The sequence below is a fragment of the Herbaspirillum sp. WKF16 genome, assembly GCF_028993615.1.
GTDB lineage: Bacteria > Pseudomonadota > Gammaproteobacteria > Burkholderiales > Burkholderiaceae_D > Herbaspirillum.
Genome location: NZ_CP118632.1, coordinates 1,888,573 through 1,909,403, shown reverse-complemented (window position 1 = coordinate 1,909,403; position 20,831 = coordinate 1,888,573). Strand labels below are relative to the sequence as shown.

Below are 20,831 nucleotides of genomic sequence, written 5' to 3'. Positions count from 1 at the left end.
CCGGATCGCGCCATTTGAAGGATCTTCGGATCCCGGAGTGAAAACATGAAACGTATGTTGTTCAACGCCACGCAGCAGGAAGAACTGCGCGTAGCGATCGTTGACGGTCAGAAGCTGATCGACATCGACATCGAAACGACCGGACGCGAGCAGCGCAAGTCCAACATCTACAAGGGCGTCATCACCCGCATCGAGCCCTCGCTGGAAGCCTGCTTCGTCAACTACGGCGAAGAACGCCACGGCTTCCTGCCGTTCAAGGAAGTGGCCCGCACCTACTTCAAGGAAGGCGTCGACGTCCGCAACGCCACCATCAAGGAAGCGCTGCGCGAAGGCCAGGAAATCATCGTTCAGGTCGAGAAGGAAGAGCGCGGCAACAAGGGCGCGGCCCTGACCTCGTTCATCTCCCTGGCCGGCCGCTACCTGGTGCTGATGCCCAACAATCCGCGCGGCGGCGGCGTGTCGCGCCGGGTCGAAGGCGAAGACCGCCAGGAACTGCGCGAAACCATGGACAAGCTGGACCTGCCCACCGGCATGTCCGTCATCGCCCGCACCGCAGGCATCGGCCGCAACGTCGACGAGCTGCAGTGGGACCTGAACTACCTGATGCAACTGTGGCGCGCCATCGAAGGCGCCGGCCAGTCGGCATCGGGCGCCTTCCTGATCTACCAGGAATCCTCGCTGGTCATCCGCGCCATCCGCGACTACTTCCAGCCCGACATCGGCGAAATCCTGATCGACACCGACGACATCCACGACCAGGCCCAGCAGTTCATGGCCCACGTGATGCCGGACATGGTCCACCGCGTCAAGCGCTACCGCGACGACGTGCCGCTGTTCTCGCGCTTCCAGATCGAACACCAGATCGAAACCGCCTACTCGCGCACCGTGCCGCTGCCTTCCGGCGGCGCCATCGTGATCGACCACACCGAAGCCCTGGTCTCGGTGGACGTCAACTCGGCGCGCGCCACCCGCGGCAGCGACATCGAGACCACCGCGTTCTACACCAACTGCGAAGCGGCCGACGAAGTGGCCCGCCAGTTGCGCCTGCGCGACCTGGGCGGCCTGATCGTGATCGACTTCATCGACATGGAGAACAGCAAGAACCAGCGCGAAGTCGAAGGCCGCCTCAAGGACGCCCTGCACCACGACCGCGCCCGCGTCCAGATGGGCAAGATCTCGCGCTTCGGCCTGATGGAACTGTCGCGCCAGCGCCTGCGTCCGTCGCTGTCCGAAGGCAGCCACGTGACCTGCCCGCGCTGCAACGGCACCGGCCACATCCGCGATACCGAATCCTCCGCCCTGCAGGTGCTGCGCATCATCCAGGAAGAGGCGATGAAGGAAAACTCGGCCGCCATCCATGTGCAGGCGCCGGTGGACGTCGCCGCCTTCCTGTTGAACGAGAAGCGCGGTGAAATCCTGAAGATCGAAACGCGCCATCGCGTCACGGTCATCATGATCCCCAACAAGCACCTGGAAACCCCGCACTACAAGATGGAACGGATCAAGCACGACGATCCGCGCCTGGACGACGCCCAAGCCAGCTACGCCATGGCCGAGCAGGCCGACACCGACATCGGCTACAACAAGCGCCAGAAGGAAGACCTCAAGCCGCGCCAGGAAGCCGTGGTCAAGGGCATCACGCCCGACCAGCCGGCGCCGATCGTCGAGCGCAAGGTCGCCGAACCGGTCGCCCCTGTGCCGCCGCCGACCCTGGCGCCGGAATCGGGCCTGCTGGGCAAGATCTTCAGCTTCTTCCGCAAGAAGCCGGTGGTGGTGGAACCCGCTCCGGCCCCGGTCGAAGCCAAGACCCCCGCCAAGCGCGAAGGCGACCGCAACGGCCGCGACCGCAACGGCCGCAGCCGCAACCGCAATGATCGCGGCGGCGAGCGCAACCAGCGCGGCCGCGACGGCGCGCCGGCGACTCCCGAACTGAAGGCCGGCGAAGCCGTGGAAGGCAAGCAGCCACGTGCGCCGCGTCCGCCGCGCGAGCCCAAGGAACTGCGCGAACCGCGCGAGGGCCGCGAGCCGCGTGAACCGCGCGAACCACGCGACGGCCTGGAAAACAAGGAAGCCCGCCGCAACGAGCCGCGTGAAGCCCGCGAACCGCGCGAAGGCCGTGAGCAGCGCGAACCGCGCCCGCCGCGCGAGCCACGCGCACCGCGCGGCGAACGCAAGGAAGCCAAGGCTGAGGAAGGCCTGCCGCTGGACGCCGCCCTGGCTGCCGGCGCTGCGACCGCCGGCGTGGCAGTGGCCGCCGGTGCGGTGGCCATCGCCAACGATGAGCAAGCCGCCCAGGTCGAAGGCGCGCAACTGGAAGCCGGCGAAGGCGCCGACGCTGCCGATGGCGGCGCCGAACCGCGTCGTCGTCGCCGTCGCGGCGGCCGCAACCGCCATCGCCGCGAACGCGACGAAAACGGCAACGTGATCGAAAACGCCGACGCTGAAGGCGGCGAAACCGCCGACGACGCCGAAGGCATCGAAGCCGCCCCGGCGCAAGTGGCGCAAGCCGCTGTGGCGCAAGCTTCCTTCGCCGCCTCCCCGGTGCCGCAGGACAGCGACGAAGCGCCGGTCGCAGCCCCGGTTGAAACCGCCGCCACCGTCGAAAGCGGCGTGAACTCGGTGGAAGCCGTGGCAGCCGCCGCTGCCGAAGCGACCGAAGCCGTCTTCGTGCGCAATGAGGCCGAGGAAACCGCCGCGCCTGCGGCAGCCGCCCCGGCGCCGTCGATCGATGCCGGCTTCGCCCCGGCCCCGGTGTTCGAACCGGTGCAAGCGCCGGCAGCTGTGCCCGCCCCGTCGGAAGCGCCGGTGCAGGTCGCCGTCGAGGCAGCGCCCGAGCCGGTTGCCGTTGCCGCAGCGCCGGCTCCGATCCAGTCCCTGGCCGCCGGCGACGGCGCACAATGGGATGCGCTGAACCAGATGCTGTCGCAAGCAGGTCTCAGCCTGGCCACCACCGACCCGGCCAAGCTGCGCGCAGCGCAGGATGCCGCCGCCAGCATCGTGCCGGCGCCGCGTGTTCCGCGCGAGCGCAAGCCGCTGCCGCCGCAGTCGACCGATCCACTGGTCCAGGTCGAAACGCGCCGCTGATCAGTTGATCCGCACGCAATGAAAAAGGGAGCTTCGGCTCCCTTTTTCTTTATCGCGGGATCCCGGCGATCCGCTTGCAATCGTCCCGCTCGTCCGCATCTGCATCGAACGGCCGGCAGGAAGCGGCGCTGCCTGCGCGGGCGGTCACAGTTGGACGGCGACAAGCCGGGTACAGTCGCCCCCGGGCCGGGCAATAAGCGGCACATGGGGCACACCTGCCGCTTCAAACGCCCATGCGGCGCGGCCCGGCGGCCGACTCATGCGCGCCGGCCATAGCGAATATGCACAATTGTGCATCTATCCGCCCATGCCAGCCGTGCTATCGTTACACATCTGCAGCAGCCAGCCCGTATGAACAAGCGCGTCATCCCCATCGTTGATTATCGGCAAGCCATGTCCCTGGGCGCGGCGGCCGGCTATCTGCCCGTGCCGACCACGCCGACCGGCCTGCTGGGCGACGCGTTGGGACGTCCGCTGCACGACCTGCGCATCTCCGTCACCGACCGTTGCAACTTCCGCTGCGTCTACTGCATGCCCAAGGATGTGTTCGACAAGGAGTATCAGTTCCTGCCGCACTCCGCCCTGCTCACCTTCGAGGAAATCACCCGCGTGGCGCGCCAGTTCGTCGCGCATGGCGTGCGCAAGATCCGCCTGACCGGCGGCGAGCCGCTGCTGCGCAAGAACGTCGAGCGCCTGGTCGGCATGCTGGCCGCGCTGCGCACGCCCGATGGCGAGGAGGTCGACCTGACCTTGACCACCAACGGCACGCTGCTCAGGCAAAAGGCGCAGGCGCTGAAAGACGCCGGCCTCAAGCGCGTCACCGTATCGCTGGACTCGCTGGACGACGAAAGCTTTCGCCGCATGAACGACGTCGACTTCCCGGTCGCGCGCGTGCTGGACGGAATCGAAGCCGCGCATGCCGCCGGGCTGGGTCCGATCAAGATCAACATGGTGGTCAAGAAGGGCTTGAACGACCACGAGATCCTGCCGATGGCGCGCCACTTCAAGGGCTCGCCCTACATCCTGCGCTTCATCGAATACATGGACGTGGGCAGTTCCAACGGCTGGCGCATGGACGAGGTGGTGCCCTCCAACGAGGTGGTACGCCGCATCGCCGCCGAGCTGCCGCTGGTGGAGGCCGACGCCAACTATGCCGGCGAGACCGCCGAACGCTGGCGCTATGCCGACGGCAGCGGCGAGATCGGCGTGATCTCCAGCGTCACCCACGCCTTCTGCGGCGATTGCTCGCGCGCGCGGCTGTCCACCGAAGGCCAGGTCTATACCTGCCTGTTCGGCAGCCAGGGCCACGACCTGCGCGGCATCGTGCGCAACGGCGGCTCGGATGCCGAGCTGGCCGGCGCCATCGCCCAGCTGTGGAGCCATCGCGGCGACCGCTATTCCGAACTGCGCGGCAACCCGGGTGAAGCGGCCGCGCCGCGCAAGGTCGAGATGTCGTATATCGGCGGCTAGGCCGCCGGCCGCGTTTTTCCGTTCCCTTTCCTGTTCCCGGGTCTCCATGCCAGCCGCCCCCGCCATCGCCGCCAGCCACATCACCGGCCTCGTCCTGGCCGGCGGCCGCGGCACGCGCATGGGCGGCGTCGACAAGGGGCTGGAGATCCTGCATGGCAAGCCGCTGGCGCAGCACGTGCTGGAACGGCTGGCGCCGCAGGTGTGCACGCTGGCCATCAACGCCAATCGCTCCCAGCTTCGCTACGCCGCCTTCGGCTATCCGATCTGGCACGATCTCTCCCCCGACTACCCCGGACCGCTGGCTGGCCTGCAAGCCGGCCTCGCGCATTGCGTCACGCCCTTCCTGGCGACCGCGCCCTGCGATGCGCCGCTGATCCCCTACGACCTGGTGGCGCGGCTGGCCGATGAAATGATCGCCTCCCGCGCCGACGCCGCCTTCGCCGTCACCGGCGCCCGGGACAAGCGGCAGCGCCATCCGGTATGCTCGCTGCTGCGCACATCGACGCACGCCTCGCTCGATGCCTACCTCGCCGCCGGCGAACGCAAGATGGACCTCTGGTTCGCCACCCTGGACTGCGTGGAGGTCGATTTCGACGACGAGCATGCCTTCCGCAACATCAATACCGGGCTGGAACTGCAGCAGCTCGAACAAGAACAATGACACAGACCGACCAGCAAGCCCCGCCATCCCTGAACGATATCGTCAGCTGCATCAGCGGCTACGATCCCGGCGCCATGACGGTGACGCAAGCGCAAGGGGTCATCAAGGATTTCATCGCACCCATCGCGGCGATCGAAAAGGTCGCCATCCGCAGCGCTCTCTCGCGCGTGCTGGCGCAGGACATCGTCTCGCGCATCGACGTGCCGGCGCATGACAACTCGGCCATGGACGGCTATGCGTTGCGCGGCGCGGACGTCGCCCACGGCGCCGAGGTGCGGCTGGCGATCGTCGGCGCGGTGCATGCCGGCGCCAGCTTCGCCGGCCAGGTGGGGCCCGGGCAATGCGTGCGCATCATGACCGGCGCGCCCATGCCGGCCGGCTGCGACACCGTGATCCCGCAGGAACTGACCGTCGATGCCGGCGAACACGCCGTCATCCTGCCGGCCGGCCGCGTGCGTCCCGGCGACAACCGCCGCCTGCGCGGCGAGGACCTGGCGCTGGGCAGCGTGGCGCTGCCGCGCGGGCGCCGCCTGCGCCCCTCCGACCTGGGCCTGCTGGCGTCGCTGGGCATTCCCGAAGTGGCGGTGCGACGTCGCCTGCGCGTGGCGTTCTTCTCCACCGGCGACGAACTGCGCTCGGTGGGCGAGCCGCTCGATCCCGGCTGCGTCTACGACTCCAACCGTTACACCCTGCACGGCATGCTCACCCGCCTGGGCTGCGACGTCATCGACATGGGTGTGGTCGGCGACGACCCGGCGGCGCTGGAAGCGGCCTTTCGCAGCGCCTGCGAGGAAGCCGACGCAGTGATCACCTCGGGCGGCGTCTCGGTCGGCGCGGCCGACTACACCAAGCAGATCATGGCCGGCCTGGGCGAGATGATGTTCTGGAAGATCGCCATGCGCCCCGGCCGGCCGCTGGCCTTCGGCCGCATCGCCTCCCGGGGCCGCCAGGCCTTCCTGTTCGGCCTGCCGGGCAATCCGGTGGCGGTGACGGTGAGCTTCTCCTTCTTCGTGCGCGACGCCCTGCTGCGCCTGGCCGGCGCCGAGGCCCAGCCGCTGCCGCGCCTGCGCGTGAAGAGCGCCGCGCCGATCCGCAAGAAGGCCGGCCGCACCGAATACCAGCGCGCCATCCTGGCGCCCGGCGAGGATGGCGTATGGACGGTGCGCCTGACGGGCACGCAAGGCTCGGGCATCCTGCGCTCGATGTCGGACGCCAACTGCATCATCGAGCTGGAACATGACCGTGGGGATGTCGCGGCGGGAGAGGACGTGTCGATCGTGGTGTTTGACGGCTTGATCTGACGGCGGCCGGGATCAGACGTATTCCGGCGTTGGATGGTATGCGACGAACGACACTGGGTCCCGGCCTTCGCCGGGACCCAGTGTCGTTCAATGGCCGTCATGGTGCAACGGAAGTCACTGCCTCCCTGCTTTCGTTGGAAAGACGGATTAAGGGGATACGACGAAGGTCTTGACGACCGAAACGACCTCAGATGCCGTCGGCATCGTCGCCCAGGTCCAGCTCGGCCGTCCCCAGCAATTTCTGCGCGCTCTCCGAAGGCAAGGCCTCCACCGACTTCAGCTTGCGCGTCATCTGGCGCGTGCGCGTCTCGGCCTGGTCGATGTTCCTGGCGGCGCGCTCCAGCGCCTGCTTGGTGGAGGCCAGCACGTCGCCGAACTTGCCGAACTCGGTCTTCACCGCGCCCAGCACCTGCCATACCTCCGAAGAACGCTTCTCCAGCGCCAGCGTGCGGAAGCCCATCTGCAGGCTGTTCAGCAACGCTGACAGCGTCGACGGGCCGGCGATGGTGACCCGGTGCGTGCGCTGCAGGTCGTCCGACAGACCGGGACGGCGCATCACTTCCGCATACAGGCCTTCGGTCGGCAGGAACAGGATGGCGAAGTCGGTGGTCAGCGGGGGCGACAGGTATTTCTCGGCGATGGTCTTGGCCTCGCCGCGCACCGCGCGCTCCAGCTCGCGGCCGGCGCCGGCGACGCCGTCGGCATCGGCGCGCTCGGCCGCGTCCACCAGGCGCTCGTATTGCTCCTTGGGGAACTTGGCGTCGATCGGCATCCACACCGGCGTCGCATCGTCCTTGGCGCCCGGCAAGCGGATGGCGAACTCCACACGCTCGCCGCTGCCCGGCACGGTCTCGACGTTCTTGGCGTACTGCTCGGGGGTGAGCATCTGCTCCAGCAGGATCTCCAGCTGCACTTCGCCCCAGGTGCCGCGCGTCTTGACGTTGGTCAGCACGCGCTTCAAGTCGCCCACGCCGGTGGCCAGCTGCTGCATCTCGCCCAGGCCCTGGTGCACCTTGTCCAGGCGGTCCGAGACCAGCTTGAAGGATTCGCCCAGGCGCTGCTCCAGCGTGGCGTGCAGCTTCTCGTCGACGGTCTTGCGCATCTCTTCCAGCTTTTGCGCGTTGTCGTTCTGCAGGTCCTTGATCTTGGCTTCCAGCGTGGCGCGCACTTCACCCATGCGCTGGGCGTTGGATTCGGTCAGCGCCGACAGCTGCTGGTTGAGCGTGTCGCCGAAGCGCTTGAGCGAGGCCGACTGCTCCTCGCGGTTGACCTGCGCCTGCAGCGTGATCGACTGGCGCATGCCGTCCAACTGCTGGGCGTTGGTCTCGTTGAGCTTCACCAGTTGCTGGGCAAAGCCGTCGATCTGGTTGTTCTGCAGCGTAGCCACGCTCGACATCTGGGTCGCCAGCGTCTGCTGCAGCTGGGCGAAGTTGCCGCCCAGCTCCTGGCGCGTGCCCTGCGCGCTGGCCTGGACCTGGCTGCGCAGCTCGCGCTCGATGCGCTCGCCGGTGTCTTGCTGGTGGCGCTGCAGGTCTTGCTTCAACTGCTGCAGTGCGATTGCCGCCGTGCCGTCGTCCTTGCGGCCGGAGCGCAGCAGGGCCGCGATTTGCAGTGCGATGCCGATCGCAACCAGGATGGCGATTGTCAGTTCGAATGATGTCATGGGAACAAAAGAAACGCGGCCCGCCCGGTATGCCGGACAGGCCTGGAAAAAGATACAAAAGATACGCCATGGTGCGCGATTGGCGCGCGCGGCGCAAGCCTGGGCCGGTTGTTATTCCGGCTTGTTGCGCATCCAGTCGGCGGTTTGGTAGAGCGCCGCCAGCAGCCGCTTCATCAGTTCATCAGCCAAGCCCACGTCCTGCATCGCCCAGGTCATGCAGCGCAGCCACTGGTCGCGCTCCGAGATGCCGATGGGAAACGGCAGGTGGCGCGCGCGCAGGCGCGGATGGCCGAACTGCTCGATGTACAGGTTGGGGCCGCCGGTCCAGCCGGAGAGGAACATGTAGGTCTTCTCGCGCGAGCCGTCCAGCGAAGGCGGGTGCAGTGCGCGGATGCCGGCGAACTCCGGCTCCAGGTCCATCAGGTCGTAGAAGCGGTCGACCATCTCGCGCAGTTTTTCGGCGCCGCCGATGAGGTCGAAAGTGGTCGGCTGGTTGGGGTCTTCGATTTGCATAAGGACGCCATGATACCGCAGCCGCAAGGCCGCCGCCGGCCGCCGGCGACGGCTATTCCAAACCGGTTTGACCTGGGTCGGATCAGGCCTCCCGCAGCGTCTGCAGCGGCGGACGCCCCAGCACCTGGCGCAGCCCGGCCCAGCCGCCGATGGCCGAACAGGCCGCGCCCAGGGCCATGCCGGCGACCCACACCAGCGGACTCAGGGTCCAGTCGAAATTGAACACGTAGTGCGCCAGCGCCCAGCCGATGGCGGCCGCGCCGCTGGCCGCCAGCAGGCCTGCCACCGAACCCACCAGCAGCACCTCGATGCGCTGCGCGCGCGACAGCTCGGCGCGCGTGGCGCCCAGCGCGCGCAGCAGGCCGGCCTCGCGCACCCGCTCGTCCTGGGAGCCGGCCAGCGCCGCGTACAGCACCAGCACGCCCGAGCACAGCGTGAACAGGAACAGGAACTCCACCGCCGAGATCACCTGCCCCACCACGTCCTGGATCTGGCGCAGCACGCTGCCGATGTCGACCACGGTCAGGTTGGGGAAGTCGCGCGCCAGCGTGTTGCCCAAGCCTTCCTGCGGCGGCGCCAGGTGGACCGCGGTGATCCAGCTCTGCGGCGTATCGCGCATCGCCTTGGGGTTGATGATCACGAAGAAGTTGACCCGCAGCGAGCCCCACTCCAGCTTGCGCAGGCTGGTCACCGGCGCCTCCACCAGCTGGCCGGCGATGTCGAACTGCAGGCGGTCGCCCAGCTTGATGCCCAGCGTTTGCGCCAGGCCGCGCTCGACCGAGGCTTCCGGGGCGCTGTCGTCGTACCAGCGGCCGGCGACGATGCCGTTGCCGGGCGGGATCTCGGCCATGGTGGAGAGATTGAATTCGCGGTCCACCAGGCGCTTGGCGCGGTCTTCCTGGTAGTCGGCGGCGCTGATCTGGCGGCCGTTGATCTGCACCAGGCGGCCGCGGATCATCGGATACAGCTCGGGCCCGGCCACGCCGCCGCGCGCCAGTTCCTGCGCCACCGCGGCGCGCTGGTCGGGTTGGATGTTGATGATGAAGCGGTTGGGCGCGTCGGCCGGCGTGGCCTGGCGCCAGGCGCCGACCAGGTCGCCGCGGATCACGGTCAGCAGCAGCAGCGCCATCAGCCCCAGGCCCAGCGCCACCACCTGCATCACGGCGGCCGCCGGACGGCGCTGCAAGCCGTCGATAGCGAAGCGCCAGCTCTGGCTGTCGAGCAGGCCGCGCAGCGAACGCAGCCCGCGCAGGCACAGCCAGGCCACCAGCGCGAACAGCCCGAAACCGCCGAGGAAGCCGGCGATGGTCAGCAGGCCCAGCTTCAGGTCGCCCGCCTGCCACAGCAAGAGGCCGGAAAACACCAGCGTGCCCAGAAGATAGGTCAGCACCGCCAGCGCCTGCGGCGCGCCCTGCTCGCGCCGGATCACGCGGTTGTGCGGCACGTTGCGCAGCTGCAGGATGGGCGGCAGCGCGAAGCCCAGCAGCAGCAGCAACCCGGTGGCCACGCCTTGTAGCGCGGGCTGCCAGCCGGCCGGCGGCAATGCGGTCGGCATGAAGCTGCCCAGCCACTGCAGCAAGGCGAAGTGCGCCGCGTAACCCAGCGCCACGCCGATCACGCTGGCGGCCGCGCCGACCAGCACGAATTCGATCAGGTAGAGCGCGGTGACCTGGTTTTGCGTCAGGCCGAAACAGCGCAGCATGGCGCAGGCATCCAGGTGCCGCATCATGAAGCGGCGCGCCGCCATGGCCACCGCCAGCGCCGCCAGCATGGCCGACAACAGGCCCACCAGTGACAGGAACTGCTCGGCGCGGTCCAGTGTGGCGCGCATTTCCGGGCGGCCGCTCTCCAGCGACTCGATGCGCACGGCGCGCATCTTCTTCTCATCGATCTGCCGCTCGACCTGTTGCTGGAAGGTCTTGACCTGCTCCGGCGCGCCGGCGATCAGCAGCCGATAGGTCACGCGCGAGCCGACCTGCACAAGGTGCGTGGCGGCCAGGTCGCCTTCGCCCAGCATGACGCGCGGCGCAAAGTTGACGAAGGCGCTGCCGCGGTCGGGCTCGACCGAGATGACGCGGGCGATGCGCAGCTCGGCGTCGCCCAGCTTGAGCTGGTCGCCCACACGCAGATCCAGCGCCGACAGGATCTGCGGATCCACCCACACCGTGCCGGGCTGCGGGATGCCCGGGGCCGCGCTCTCGCCGCCGCCCTCCTGGAGCTTCAGCTGGCCGCGCAGCGGATAGCCGGGCGTGACCGACTTGATCGACGCCAGCACCGAGCGCGCGGCGTCGCCCTCGCCGGCTTGCGCCATGCTGGGGAACACCACCGTCTGCGCCTGTTGCAGGCCGCTGTCCCGGGCCTGCCGCAGCCATTGCTCGGGCATCGGCTGGTCGGCCGCGACCAGCAGGTCGGCGCCCAGCAACTGATGGGCATCGCGCGCCATGCCGGCGCGCATGCGGTCGACGAAGAAGCTGACCGAAGACAGCGCCGCCACCGCCACGATCAGGGCGATCAGCAGGAAGCGGAGTTCGCCGGTGCGCCAGTCGCGCCGGGTCATGCGCAATGCGTGTCGGAACATGCGTGGCCAGTCTGGAAATGGTTGGAATGCGCTACAGGATAAAGCAAAAGGCGGCCGGCCTCCCGCGGGAAGGCCGGCCGCCCCTCATGCCGACGCCGCTCAGGCCGCCAGCGAGGACATGTCGATCACGAATCGGTACTTCACGTCGCTCTTGAGCATGCGCTCGTAGGCTTGGTTGATGTCCTGGATCTTGATGATCTCGATGTCGGAGTGAATGCCGTGCTCGGCGCAGAAGTCCAGCATCTCCTGCGTCTCCTGGATGCCGCCGATCAGCGAGCCGGCCAGGTGGCGGCGCTTGAAGATGAAGTTGGCCACCGACGGCGACGGGTGCGGATGCTCGGGCAGGCCCACCAGCGTCATGGTGCCTTCGCGCTTCAGGAGCACCATGAAGGCGTCCAGGTCGTGCTGGGCGGCGACGGTGTTCAGGATGAAGTCGAAGCTGTTGACGTGCGCGGCCATCTGCGCGGCGTCCTTGGACACCACCACTTCATCGGCCCCCAGGCGCAGCGCGTCTTCCTTCTTGTCGGGCGAGGTGGTGAACAGCACCACATGCGCGCCCATCGCATGCGCCAGCTTCACGCCCATGTGACCCAGGCCGCCCAGGCCGACGATGCCGACCTTCTGGCCGGGGCCGACCTTCCAGTGGCGCAGCGGCGACCAGGTAGTGATGCCGGCGCACAGCAGCGGCGCGGCGCCGGCCGGGTCCAGCTTGTCGGACACCGACAGCACGAACTTCTCGCTGACCACGATGTTGCTGGAATAGCCGCCGTAGGTATAGCCGCCGCTGGCCTTGTCGGGCGCGCTGTAGGTGCCGGTGAAGCCGTTCTCGCAGTATTGCTCCAGGCCCTCGTCGCAGCTCGGGCAGGTCTGGCAGGAATCCACCATACAGCCCACGCCGGCGATCTGGCCGACCTTGAACCTGGTGACATGGGCGCCGACCTTGGTGATGCGGCCGACGATCTCGTGGCCGGGCACCACCGGGAACACGGTGCCCTTCCACTCGTCGCGCGCCATGTGCAGGTCGGAGTGGCAGACGCCGCAGAACAGGATGTCCATCTGCACGTCGTGCGCGCCGACTTCGCGGCGCTCGAAGCTGAACGGCGCCAATGGGGAAGAGGCATTTTGTGCGGCGTAACCTTGCGATTTCAGCATGGGAAGATCCTTTCGGGAACAGAGGGGAAAGTGGTGGCCCGTCATCCGGCGTGCGTGACGGGCCGGCCGGTATTCTCGGTCGTCAGCGGCGCGGCCGGCGCGGCATTGCACCCAGCCAGGCGGCATGCGCCGCTGAAAATCCCGGCTATGTTAAACCGATGGAAGCGATCCTGCAGGCGGCCTGGGACGAAATGCAGGATCAGGCAAATCGGCGCGCCCGAAATGCAGGATCAGGCAAAATCAGCGCAGCCAGAGCGCGCCCAGGCCCAGCGCCAGCAGCACGCCCAGGGCCGCCAGCGCGCGCACGCGGGTGCGCAGCTTGTCCATTGCGGCCACCAGTTGGGCGTTCTGCTCGGCCAGCGCATTGATCAGCTGGCTGGCTTCCAGCTGCTCCTCTTCCAGCTGGCGCACGCGCAGCGCCAGCTGCGCGGCATCGCCCGGCTCCGGCGCCACGGTGTGCGCCGGAGCGTCTCCCTTGGCGCGGCGCGTGCGCGACCACAGCTCGCGCGCGCCCTTCACCACGCCGGGGGTGGCCTGCACCACGTCGCCCCACGGTATCAATTTGATGGCGGACAACCAGCTCAGTCCCATATGCACGGCTCCTTTCAGATACGGCTTGTTGCAAATGGCCGAGAACCTCGGCCCTGCGCATTCTTCTAAGACAATCGAAAAGCCATTTTATCCCGCTGGCGCGGCGGCGCATGCAAGATGCCTCTCCCCTTGCGCAACATCGGCCGCAGCGGCCGCGCCGGCCTCTTCCGGAGCCTCCTCCCCATGAAAGCAACGATACGTCTCGCCCTGCTGCTGTCGCTGTGCGGCGCCGCCGCCGGCGCCTTCGCCGCGGATTGCAACAAGGCCGTCACCCAGGCCGAGATGAACGGCTGCGCCGCCCAGGATCTCAACGACGCCGACGCCGAGCTGAACCAGACTTATATCGCCTATCGCGCCAAGCTGCGCCCGGCGCAGCAGAACCAGATCCGCGACGTGCAGTTGGCCTGGATCAAGTACCGCGACCTGTCGTGCCGCTTCGAGAGTTCCAGCGTGGCCGGCGGCTCGGCGGCCGGCATGGCGCTGCAGACCTGCCTGGCCGACAAGACGCGCCAGCGCGCCCGGGAGCTCAAGATGCTGTCGGGCTGCCCGGAAGGCGAGCTGGCCTGTCCGCGCTGAGACGGCATTGCCCGCTAGGCAGGCACGGCCTTTCATGCTGTAATGCGCTCGTCCGCGGAGCCGGGCGTCGCGCCTCGCCTCTGCCGGCATCTCGAATCCACCCTGGGAGAAACCGATGAAAAAACTGCTGATCGCCATCACCTCTTTCGCACTGGCCACCCCGCTGCTGCTGGCCACGCCCGCCATGGCGCAGAATACGCAGCAGAACAAGATGAGCGCCTGTAACAAGGACGCCGGCGACAAGAAGGGCGACGAGCGCAAGGCCTTCATGAAGGAGTGCCTGTCCAACAAGCCCGCCAAGCCGGCCACCCAGCAGGACAAGATGAAGCAGTGCAACGCCGACGCCACCGGCAAGAAGGGCGATGAGCGCAAGGCCTTCATGTCTTCCTGCCTGAAGAAGGACAAGTAAGCCTCGCCGCTTCCCGCAATGAAAAACAAAAAGCCCCGGCATGCCGGGGCTTTTTGTTTCAGCCGCGCGCTTCAGTGCGCGCTGCGCTTGAAGAAGAACAGGCCGGCGCCCACCAGCATCAGCACGCCGCCGAAGAAACGGTTCTGCGCCTTGATCGCCTTCTGGTTGCGGAAGAATCGCTGCAGGCGGCTGGCCGCGAACGCATAACCATGCATCACCACCAGGTCCACCGCCACCATGGTCACCGCCAGCACCAGCAGTTGCAGCCACAGCGGACGATCGTGGTCGATGAACTGCGGCAGCACCGCGACCATGAAGACGATGCCCTTGGGATTGGTGGCATTAGTGAGGAAACCGGTCATGCAGCGCTGCCACCAGGCCTGGCCGCGCGCGGCGGCGGCATCGGCATTGGCGGCATCGATCGCCGCGCCCTCCGCCGGCGCGGCCACGGGCGCGCGCCATTGCGAGAAGCCGAGGTAGATCAGGTAGAGCGCGCCGGCCACCTTGATGATGTTGAAGGCCGTCTCGGAAGCCACCAGCAGCGAGCCGACGCCGGCGCCGGCGATGATCAGGATCACCACCAGCGCGATCTCCAGCCCGAGGATGGTGGCGCTGGTGCGGCGCACGCCGTAGTTCAGGCCATGGCTCATCGAGAGCACCGCGCCCGATCCGGGCGAGATGGCGATCACGCACGCGGCGACGAAGAATGCGAACCAGGTTTGATAGGCCATGGGGAATCTCGGCAATGCTGTTGGGAAAGTCCGCCATTATAAAGAAGCCCGGGACTTCCTGTTTGCCTACATCAGGCTCAGACAGTGGCACCAGAACTTCGCCTGCGGCCCGGCATCAGAGCGGTATCAAACCCGACAGGAGACGCAGCATGGACATCCACCTCGCCTTCGGCCCGCTGGCCGCGCTGATCGCCGGCATCCTGATCCTGGCCGTGCCGCGGCTGCTCAACTACATCGTGGCGCTGTACCTGATCGTGATCGGGCTGGTCGGCCTGTTCGGATGACGCGGGATGACGCGGCAACGATTGCTTACAACTCCGCGATGAAATGAAACACTTTGATGTCGTCCGGCGGTCCGGCGGTTCGTTATTGGTAGCAAGGCGCAGCGAAAAGCGAAGAACGCAAATCAAGCGCCGAGCGTAACCTCTACTTTCCAAAGGAAATTGCCATGAAGACCCAAGCCGCCAAATCCGTGATCGTCGCCTCCCTGCTGACCGCCCTGGCACTGCCGGTGTTCGCGCAGAACGCAGCCGCGCCGGCCGCAACGCCTGCGGCTCCCGCCGCTGCCGCGACCGACGCCGCGCCCAAGGCAAAGACCTCGCATGCCAAGCACAAGGCGGAGAAGAAGACCGACAAGAAGGCTGAAAAGAAAACCGAAAAGAAGGACGGCGCCGACGCCAAGCCGGCAACCGACGCCGCCAAGACCAAGTAATACCGCACACACCGCACACGCATCACCGAACGCATCGCCAAACCTGAAAGGACTGCATCATGAAAACCAAAGCCATCATCGTCGCCTCCCTGCTGTCCGCCCTGACCCTGCCGGTGTTCGCCCAGACCGGCGCGCCGACCGCGGCGCCCGCCGGCACCGCGCCGGCCTCGGCCCAGGGCACCAACCCGGGCCCCGGCCCGGCCACCAAGGCTGAGGCAGCCACCAAGGCCGAAGCCCACAAGGTGAAGAAGGCGACCAAGAAGACCGCCAAGAAAGCCAAGGCCAAGGTCGACAACGCCACCGGCGCCAACAAGCCGGCCGACGACGGCGCCAAGAAGTAAGCAGCAACGCAGGAGCAATACCGGAGCGCGCCGCGCTCCACCCATGTCAGGGATGACTGGGATGCCGCATCCTCGCCCCAGGGCGTCGGTGCGGCATTTTTTCATGCATCGGAATCGGGATGGCCGGCTTGCCAGCGGATGGCGATGCGCTCGCCGGCGACGGAAAAATGCGCGCAGTCCATGCCGATGCCGGCGGCGAAGATCAACGCCTCGCCGGCGAACAGCAGCGGCAAGTAGGGTCGTTCCCAGGCCGGCACGTCGGCGCTCTGGAAGTGCTGCTTCAAGCTGCGCGCAGGGCGGTTGGCGGCCAGCTTGACACGCTCGCCGCCGTTGCGGCCCTGGATTGTCAGCGTTTGCGCCGCCAGCCAGGCGGCATCGAAACCGGGACGCGCGTCGTCGCCGACGATGCGCTCGAAATGCAGCGCGCCGTAGTAACTCGCCACCCGCAACTGCGCCTCGCCGCTCCACTTCAATCGCGTCACGTCGTCCTCCTCCGGCGGCGTGCGGCGCGGCGACAGGAACACCCGTTCGCGGTAGCGATGCACTTCGCCGTCAGGATGCGAGACGCACAGCTGCGCCTCGACATCGGCTTGCATCAACTGCTCCCTCATCTCATGCATCCATGCCGCCGACGGCATGCGCATGCCGCGCGCGGCGAACCAGTGGCGCATCAGGTTGAAGAAGCGTTGTTCGCTCAGCGCGCGCAGCGCCGGCATGAGCAGATGATCGTCTTGACCGCAATGCCGCAGGTCCTGCTGCGCCACTTCGCGCAGCAGCTCCTGCGCGCCCTGCGCATGGCCGGCGGCGCGCGCCAGCCGTTGCTGGTAGCCGGGAAAGGATTGCCCCAGCGCCGGCATCACCAGGTGGCGCAGCGCGTTGCGCGCGTAGCGGGTGTCGGCGTTGGATTCGTCGTCGATGTGCGCGATGCCGCGCTGCGCCGCGTACGCCTCCAGCTGCGCGCGCGTAACGGCCAGCAGCGGGCGCGCGATCAGCGTGCGGTCGTCGCCCAGCAGCGCGGGCGCGGTGTTGCTGGCCTCCATGCCCGACATGCCGGCCAGCCCGCTGCCGCGCAAGAGCTGCAGCAGCACGGTCTCGGCCTGGTCGTCGAGATGGTGGGCGGTCAGGAGGACGCTTGCGCCATGCGCGCGGCACATGCGGCCCAGCGCCGCGTAGCGCGCCAGGCGCGCGGCTTCTTCGACGCCGCTGTCGGCCAGGTTTTCCAGGCGCACGCGCTCGGCATGGAAGTCCACCCCGAGTTGGCGGCAGCGCGCTTCGCAATGCGCCTGCCAGGCGTCGGCATGCGGACTCAAGCCATGGTGTACATGCAAGGCCACCAGCGCCAGGCCATGGATGCGCGCATGCGCGGCCGCCAGCTCCAGCAGCACCGAGGAATCGAGCCCGCCGCTGTAGGCCAGCGCCAGCTTGCCGGGGCCGATTGCCGCCAGCGCCGTATCGAGCGCCTGCCGCAAGGCCTGCGCGGATTTCTCGAAAGCTTGCGGCGAACCGGTGTTGGAAGAATGGTCGGACATGGAATCAGCTAGGGTGGCCGCCGGCGATGGCGCTATCCAGAAACGACAAACGCCAGCGACGGTCATCGCTGGCGCTTGGACTTGTCCGGCCGCGCTTGCGGCGGCGGCCGGCAAAGGCGGAACGGCTTACTCGGCCGAGTTCAATTCCTTGAACTTGCCGTAGGCCATCAGCTTCTCGTGGCGGGCCGCCAGCAGTTCCTTGGTCTTCACACCCTGGAACTGGCGCAGCGTGTCCGACAGCGCGCGCTTCAACAATCCGGCCATCTGCTTGGGATCGCGGTGGGCGCCGCCCAGCGGTTCGTTGACGATCTTGTCGATCAGGCCGATCGCCTTGAGGCGATGTGCGGTCAGGCCCAGCGCTTCGGCGGCGTCGGCCGCGCGGTCGGCGGTCTTCCAGAGGATGGAGGCGCAGCCTTCCGGCGAGATCACCGAGTAGGTCGCGTATTGCAGCATCAGCACCGAGTCGCCCACGGCGATGGCCAGCGCGCCGCCGGAACCGCCTTCGCCGATGATGGTGGCGATCAGCGGCACCTTCAGTTCGGCCATCACATAGAGGTTGTGGCCGATCGCTTCGGACTGGCCGCGCTCTTCGGCATCGATGCCGGGGAATGCGCCCGGGGTGTCGACGAAGGTAAAGATCGGCAAATTGAATTTTTCGGCGACCTTCATCAGGCGCATCGCCTTGCGATAGCCTTCGGGCTTGGGCATGCCGAAGTTGCGCATGGCGCGCTCCTTGGTGTCGCGCCCCTTCTGGTGGCCGATCACCATGCACGCCTGTCCGTTGAAACGGGCCAGGCCGCCGACGATGGACTGGTCGTCCGCGAAGGTGCGGTCGCCGTGCAATTCGTGGAAGTCGGTGAAGCACTCGCGCACATAGTCCATGGTGTACGGACGTTGCGGGTGGCGGGCGATCTGCGAAACCTGCCAAGGAGTGAGCTTGGCGTAGATATCCTTGGTCAGCTGCTGGCTCTTCTTGACCAGGCGTTCGATCTCTTCGGAGATGTCGACTGCCGAGTCGTCCTGCACAAAACGCAACTCTTCGATCTTGGCGTCCAGCTCGGCGATGGCCTGCTCGAAGCCCAGAAAAGTCGTTGTCGATTTACTCATCGTGTTCCTTTTTCAACAAGTCCGCGCGCGCAATGCCCGGCTCGATGCGGGATGGGGACTGCATCATTGCTGCGCTGTCGGTTTGCCTTCAATCTTGCGAGGAGCGGAGTATACACCAGTGACCTGTCCGGCCCCCATTCTCCGCCCTCGTTCCCCGGTATCAATCGTCCGACGGCAGCGGATCGAGGCTGCGCCAGAGATACCACGTGGCAACTGTGCGCCACGGTTCCCAGTTCGCGGCGACTTCGCGCGCATCGCTGCGCGAGACGGGCTCGCCCGAGAAGTAACTCACGCTGATGCCCTTGAGCAATCCGGGGTCGTCCAGCGGCAGCACATTCGGGCGCAGCAGATTAAATATCAAAAACATCTCGGCTGTCCAGCGGCCGATGCCGCGGATCTGGATCATTTCGGCGATGACTTCCTCGTCCTCCATCACGGCCCATTTGTCCGGATGCACGGTCTTGGCCTTGAAATGGTTGGCCAGGTCGAGGATGTATTCGGCCTTGCGCTTGGACAAGCCGCAGGCGGCCAGCCCTTCCGGGCCGGTGCGGATCACCTGGGCCGGCGTGCACTTGGGGCAGCTTTCCAGGAAACGTTGCCACACGGCATTGGCCGCCTTGGTCGAGATTTGCTGGCCGATCACCGAGCGCGCCAGCGTGGTGAAGGCGTCGCCGCGCACGCTCAGTTGCAGGTCGCCGATCTGCGGGATGATCTTGCGCATGATGCGGTCGCGCTTCATCAGCTCGGCCTTGGCTTCTTCCCAGTAGGCCGGCACGATCAGCGTGGGATCGGACGGACTTGTTTTTTTGAGGGTATTCAACTCAAGCTCTCCGCCATTCGGTCAGCCCGCCCGGTTTGTCTTCCAGAACGATGCCGGCCGCGGTGAGTTCTGCGCGAATGCGATCCGACTCGGCAAAGTTCTTGCCCTGCTTGGCCGCCTTGCGGGCGGCGATCAGTTCTTCTATCTGGTTTTCGTCGAGCCCGCCTGCGGCGCCGGCGCGGCCCTTGAGGAACTCGGCCGGCTCGCGCTCCAGCAGGCCCAGCACGCCGGCCAGCGCCTTGAGCTGGCGCGCCAGCTGCGGCGAACGGCTGCGGTTGACCTCGTTGGCCAGCTCGAACAGCACCGACATCGCCACCGGCGTGTTGAAGTCGTCGTTGAGGGCCTCGGCCAGGCGCAGCGCGTGCGGCTCGCCGGCGTCGAGCCCGCCGGCCTGCGGCGGGGTATCCTTCAGCGCGGTGTACAGGCGCGTCAGGGCGCCGCGCGCGTCGTCCAGGTGAGCGTCGGAGTAATTGAGCGGACTGCGGTAGTGGGCGCGCAGGATGAAGAAGCGCACCACCTCCGGATCGTAGTTCTTCAGCACATCGCGGATGGTGAAGAAGTTGCCCAGCGACTTCGACATCTTCTCGTTGTCGATGCGCACGAAGCCGTTATGCATCCAGTAATTCACGAAGGTGTGCCGGTGCGCGCCTTCGGACTGGGCGATCTCGTTTTCATGATGGGGGAACTGCAGGTCCTGGCCGCCGCCATGGATGTCGAAGTGGTCTCCCAGCAGGTCGCTGGACATGGCCGAGCATTCGATATGCCAGCCGGGGCGGCCACAGCCCCAGTGCGAATCCCATTTCGCGTCGTCCGGCTCGCCCGGCTTGGCGGCCTTCCACAGCACGAAGTCCAGCGGGTCGCGCTTGCCGGTATTGACGTCCACGCGCTCGCCGGCGCGCAGGTCGTCGAGCGACTTGCCGGAGAGCTTGCCGTAGCCGGGGAAGTCGCGCACGGAGTAATTGACGTCGCCGTCGACGGCCTTGTAGGCCAGGCCGTTCCGCTCCAGCTTGCCGATCAGCTCCAGCATCTGCGGCACGTACTGCGTGGCGCGCGGCTCGTGGTCGGGACGCTGCACACCCAGGGCGTCGGCGTCCTCGTTCATGGCGCCGATGAAGCGCTCGGTCAGTTGGCCGATGGACTCGCCGTTCTCCTGGGCGCGCCGGATGATCTTGTCGTCGATGTCGGTGATGTTGCGCACATAGGTGACGTCGTAGCCGGACGCGCGCAGCCAGCGCTGCACCATGTCGAACACCACCATCACGCGCGCGTGACCGATATGGCAATAGTCGTACACGGTCATGCCGCACACGTACAGGCGCACCTTGCCAGGTTCGATCGGGGAAAAGGTCTGCTTATCACGCGCCAGCGTGTTGTAAATCTTGAGCTCGCTCATGGGATGGGAATTCTTGGGTCGGCTGCACTGGGACAGTGCCGCGGTCATGCGTTGCGTTCAGGGCCGGCGCCGGGAAGAGTGCTTCCGGATGGGCGCCATTCCCCTGGGATCATTGTTCTGTCAGTAGCTGCAACATGAACGCGACACGGTAGCCAAACCTCTTTTTGTGGTGCTTGTTTGATATAAAATGCCTGCTTTCG

General features: G+C 67.0%; 19 protein-coding genes. 9 read left to right on the top strand and 10 right to left on the bottom strand.

Features of this window, described 5'->3' with window-relative positions; translation table 11 throughout:
- The first annotated feature begins 45 nt into the window (after nucleotides 1-45).
- From Herbaro_RS08545 to moeA, 4 genes are all read left to right on the top strand, one after another.
- Nucleotides 46-3,084: an Rne/Rng family ribonuclease gene (locus Herbaro_RS08545; RefSeq protein ID WP_275013392.1), complete on the top strand. Its 3,039-nt coding sequence runs from the start codon at nucleotides 46-48 to the stop codon at nucleotides 3,082-3,084.
- Between the two features lie 351 nt (nucleotides 3,085-3,435).
- The gene (gene moaA, locus Herbaro_RS08540; RefSeq protein WP_275013391.1) at nucleotides 3,436-4,554 is read left to right on the top strand and encodes a GTP 3',8-cyclase MoaA; all 1,119 of its coding nucleotides are present in this window, start codon (nucleotides 3,436-3,438) and stop codon (nucleotides 4,552-4,554) included.
- A 46-nt stretch (nucleotides 4,555-4,600) separates the two neighbouring features.
- Complete coding sequence (gene mobA, locus Herbaro_RS08535) at nucleotides 4,601-5,215, top strand: molybdenum cofactor guanylyltransferase MobA (RefSeq protein WP_275013390.1); 615 nt, start codon at nucleotides 4,601-4,603, stop codon at nucleotides 5,213-5,215.
- Nucleotides 5,212-6,516: a molybdopterin molybdotransferase MoeA gene (moeA, locus tag Herbaro_RS08530; protein WP_275013389.1), complete on the top strand. Its 1,305-nt coding sequence runs from the start codon at nucleotides 5,212-5,214 to the stop codon at nucleotides 6,514-6,516. Before mobA ends, moeA begins: the two co-directional genes overlap by 4 nt.
- A 187-nt stretch (nucleotides 6,517-6,703) precedes the next feature.
- On the opposite strand, the gene rmuC is transcribed toward moeA, so the two are convergent.
- From rmuC to Herbaro_RS08505, 5 genes are all read right to left on the bottom strand, one after another.
- Complete coding sequence (rmuC, locus tag Herbaro_RS08525; protein ID WP_275013388.1) at nucleotides 6,704-8,179, bottom strand: DNA recombination protein RmuC; 1,476 nt, start codon at nucleotides 8,177-8,179, stop codon at nucleotides 6,704-6,706.
- Between the two features lie 111 nt (nucleotides 8,180-8,290).
- Entirely contained in the window at nucleotides 8,291-8,692 is a 402-nt protein-coding gene (locus Herbaro_RS08520) for a group II truncated hemoglobin (RefSeq protein WP_275013387.1), read from the bottom strand.
- 82 nt (nucleotides 8,693-8,774) lie between these two features.
- Nucleotides 8,775-11,270 carry an ABC transporter permease gene (locus tag Herbaro_RS08515; RefSeq protein WP_275013386.1) on the bottom strand — a complete coding sequence of 832 codons (2,496 nt, stop codon included), beginning with the start codon at nucleotides 11,268-11,270 and terminating at the stop codon, nucleotides 8,775-8,777.
- Nucleotides 11,271-11,369: 99 nt separating this feature from the next.
- On the bottom strand, nucleotides 11,370-12,422 hold the full coding sequence (locus Herbaro_RS08510; RefSeq protein ID WP_275013385.1) for an NAD(P)-dependent alcohol dehydrogenase: 1,053 nt from the start codon (nucleotides 12,420-12,422) through the stop codon (nucleotides 11,370-11,372).
- A 240-nt stretch (nucleotides 12,423-12,662) separates the two neighbouring features.
- Nucleotides 12,663-13,013 (bottom strand): hypothetical protein, encoded by a 351-nt coding sequence (locus Herbaro_RS08505; RefSeq protein WP_275013384.1) that lies wholly within the window; start codon nucleotides 13,011-13,013, stop codon nucleotides 12,663-12,665.
- A gap of 183 nt (nucleotides 13,014-13,196) precedes the next feature.
- On the opposite strand from Herbaro_RS08505, the gene Herbaro_RS08500 reads away from it, so the two are divergent.
- On the top strand, nucleotides 13,197-13,589 hold the full coding sequence (locus tag Herbaro_RS08500; RefSeq protein ID WP_275013383.1) for a lysozyme inhibitor LprI family protein: 393 nt from the start codon (nucleotides 13,197-13,199) through the stop codon (nucleotides 13,587-13,589).
- A 115-nt stretch (nucleotides 13,590-13,704) separates the two neighbouring features.
- Complete coding sequence (locus tag Herbaro_RS08495) at nucleotides 13,705-13,998, top strand: PsiF family protein (RefSeq protein ID WP_275013382.1); 294 nt, start codon at nucleotides 13,705-13,707, stop codon at nucleotides 13,996-13,998.
- 71 nt (nucleotides 13,999-14,069) lie between these two features.
- Here Herbaro_RS08495 and Herbaro_RS08490 read toward each other — a convergent pair whose 3' ends face one another.
- Complete coding sequence (locus tag Herbaro_RS08490; protein ID WP_275013381.1) at nucleotides 14,070-14,729, bottom strand: LysE family transporter; 660 nt, start codon at nucleotides 14,727-14,729, stop codon at nucleotides 14,070-14,072.
- A 149-nt stretch (nucleotides 14,730-14,878) separates the two neighbouring features.
- Between Herbaro_RS08490 and Herbaro_RS08485 the strand changes: the two genes are divergently transcribed.
- The 3 genes from Herbaro_RS08485 to Herbaro_RS08475 all read left to right on the top strand — a co-directional run bounded on the left by Herbaro_RS08485 (nucleotide 14,879) and on the right by Herbaro_RS08475 (nucleotide 15,782).
- On the top strand, nucleotides 14,879-15,013 hold the full coding sequence (locus Herbaro_RS08485) for a DUF3096 domain-containing protein (RefSeq protein ID WP_275013380.1): 135 nt from the start codon (nucleotides 14,879-14,881) through the stop codon (nucleotides 15,011-15,013).
- A 164-nt stretch (nucleotides 15,014-15,177) separates the two neighbouring features.
- Nucleotides 15,178-15,441 carry a hypothetical protein gene (locus Herbaro_RS08480; RefSeq protein WP_275013379.1) on the top strand — a complete coding sequence of 88 codons (264 nt, stop codon included), beginning with the start codon at nucleotides 15,178-15,180 and terminating at the stop codon, nucleotides 15,439-15,441.
- A gap of 59 nt (nucleotides 15,442-15,500) precedes the next feature.
- The gene (locus tag Herbaro_RS08475; RefSeq protein ID WP_275013378.1) at nucleotides 15,501-15,782 is read left to right on the top strand and encodes a hypothetical protein; all 282 of its coding nucleotides are present in this window, start codon (nucleotides 15,501-15,503) and stop codon (nucleotides 15,780-15,782) included.
- Nucleotides 15,783-15,883: 101 nt separating this feature from the next.
- Here the strand turns inward: Herbaro_RS08475 and tilS are convergent, their stop codons facing one another.
- The 4 genes from tilS to cysS all read right to left on the bottom strand — a co-directional run bounded on the left by tilS (nucleotide 15,884) and on the right by cysS (nucleotide 20,631).
- Entirely contained in the window at nucleotides 15,884-17,311 is a 1,428-nt protein-coding gene (gene tilS / locus Herbaro_RS08470) for a tRNA lysidine(34) synthetase TilS (RefSeq protein WP_275013377.1), read from the bottom strand.
- 126 nt (nucleotides 17,312-17,437) lie between these two features.
- On the bottom strand, nucleotides 17,438-18,418 hold the full coding sequence (locus Herbaro_RS08465) for an acetyl-CoA carboxylase carboxyltransferase subunit alpha (protein WP_209603426.1): 981 nt from the start codon (nucleotides 18,416-18,418) through the stop codon (nucleotides 17,438-17,440).
- A gap of 160 nt (nucleotides 18,419-18,578) precedes the next feature.
- The gene (locus tag Herbaro_RS08460) at nucleotides 18,579-19,238 is read right to left on the bottom strand and encodes a DNA-3-methyladenine glycosylase family protein (protein ID WP_275013376.1); all 660 of its coding nucleotides are present in this window, start codon (nucleotides 19,236-19,238) and stop codon (nucleotides 18,579-18,581) included.
- 1 nt (nucleotide 19,239) lies between these two features.
- Nucleotides 19,240-20,631 carry a cysteine--tRNA ligase gene (gene cysS / locus Herbaro_RS08455; protein ID WP_275013375.1) on the bottom strand — a complete coding sequence of 464 codons (1,392 nt, stop codon included), beginning with the start codon at nucleotides 20,629-20,631 and terminating at the stop codon, nucleotides 19,240-19,242.
- Nucleotides 20,632-20,831: the final 200 nt, after the last annotated feature.

What these genes read in the sequence shown, in the direction of transcription:
- Herbaro_RS08545 (WP_275013392.1), top strand. Translation starts at nt 46, where the DNA reads ATGAAACGTATGTTGTTCAACGCCACGCAGCAGGAAGAACTGCGCGTA.
- moaA (WP_275013391.1), top strand. Translation starts at nt 3,436, where the DNA reads ATGAACAAGCGCGTCATCCCCATCGTTGATTATCGGCAAGCCATGTCC.
- mobA (WP_275013390.1), top strand. Translation starts at nt 4,601, where the DNA reads ATGCCAGCCGCCCCCGCCATCGCCGCCAGCCACATCACCGGCCTCGTC.
- moeA (WP_275013389.1), top strand. Translation starts at nt 5,212, where the DNA reads ATGACACAGACCGACCAGCAAGCCCCGCCATCCCTGAACGATATCGTC.
- rmuC (WP_275013388.1), bottom strand. Translation starts at nt 8,179, where the DNA reads ATGACATCATTCGAACTGACAATCGCCATCCTGGTTGCGATCGGCATC.
- Herbaro_RS08520 (WP_275013387.1), bottom strand. Translation starts at nt 8,692, where the DNA reads ATGCAAATCGAAGACCCCAACCAGCCGACCACTTTCGACCTCATCGGC.
- Herbaro_RS08515 (WP_275013386.1), bottom strand. Translation starts at nt 11,270, where the DNA reads ATGTTCCGACACGCATTGCGCATGACCCGGCGCGACTGGCGCACCGGC.
- Herbaro_RS08510 (WP_275013385.1), bottom strand. Translation starts at nt 12,422, where the DNA reads ATGCTGAAATCGCAAGGTTACGCCGCACAAAATGCCTCTTCCCCATTG.
- Herbaro_RS08505 (WP_275013384.1), bottom strand. Translation starts at nt 13,013, where the DNA reads ATGGGACTGAGCTGGTTGTCCGCCATCAAATTGATACCGTGGGGCGAC.
- Herbaro_RS08500 (WP_275013383.1), top strand. Translation starts at nt 13,197, where the DNA reads ATGAAAGCAACGATACGTCTCGCCCTGCTGCTGTCGCTGTGCGGCGCC.
- Herbaro_RS08495 (WP_275013382.1), top strand. Translation starts at nt 13,705, where the DNA reads ATGAAAAAACTGCTGATCGCCATCACCTCTTTCGCACTGGCCACCCCG.
- Herbaro_RS08490 (WP_275013381.1), bottom strand. Translation starts at nt 14,729, where the DNA reads ATGGCCTATCAAACCTGGTTCGCATTCTTCGTCGCCGCGTGCGTGATC.
- Herbaro_RS08485 (WP_275013380.1), top strand. Translation starts at nt 14,879, where the DNA reads ATGGACATCCACCTCGCCTTCGGCCCGCTGGCCGCGCTGATCGCCGGC.
- Herbaro_RS08480 (WP_275013379.1), top strand. Translation starts at nt 15,178, where the DNA reads ATGAAGACCCAAGCCGCCAAATCCGTGATCGTCGCCTCCCTGCTGACC.
- Herbaro_RS08475 (WP_275013378.1), top strand. Translation starts at nt 15,501, where the DNA reads ATGAAAACCAAAGCCATCATCGTCGCCTCCCTGCTGTCCGCCCTGACC.
- tilS (WP_275013377.1), bottom strand. Translation starts at nt 17,311, where the DNA reads ATGTCCGACCATTCTTCCAACACCGGTTCGCCGCAAGCTTTCGAGAAA.
- Herbaro_RS08465 (WP_209603426.1), bottom strand. Translation starts at nt 18,418, where the DNA reads ATGAGTAAATCGACAACGACTTTTCTGGGCTTCGAGCAGGCCATCGCC.
- cysS (WP_275013375.1), bottom strand. Translation starts at nt 20,631, where the DNA reads ATGAGCGAGCTCAAGATTTACAACACGCTGGCGCGTGATAAGCAGACC.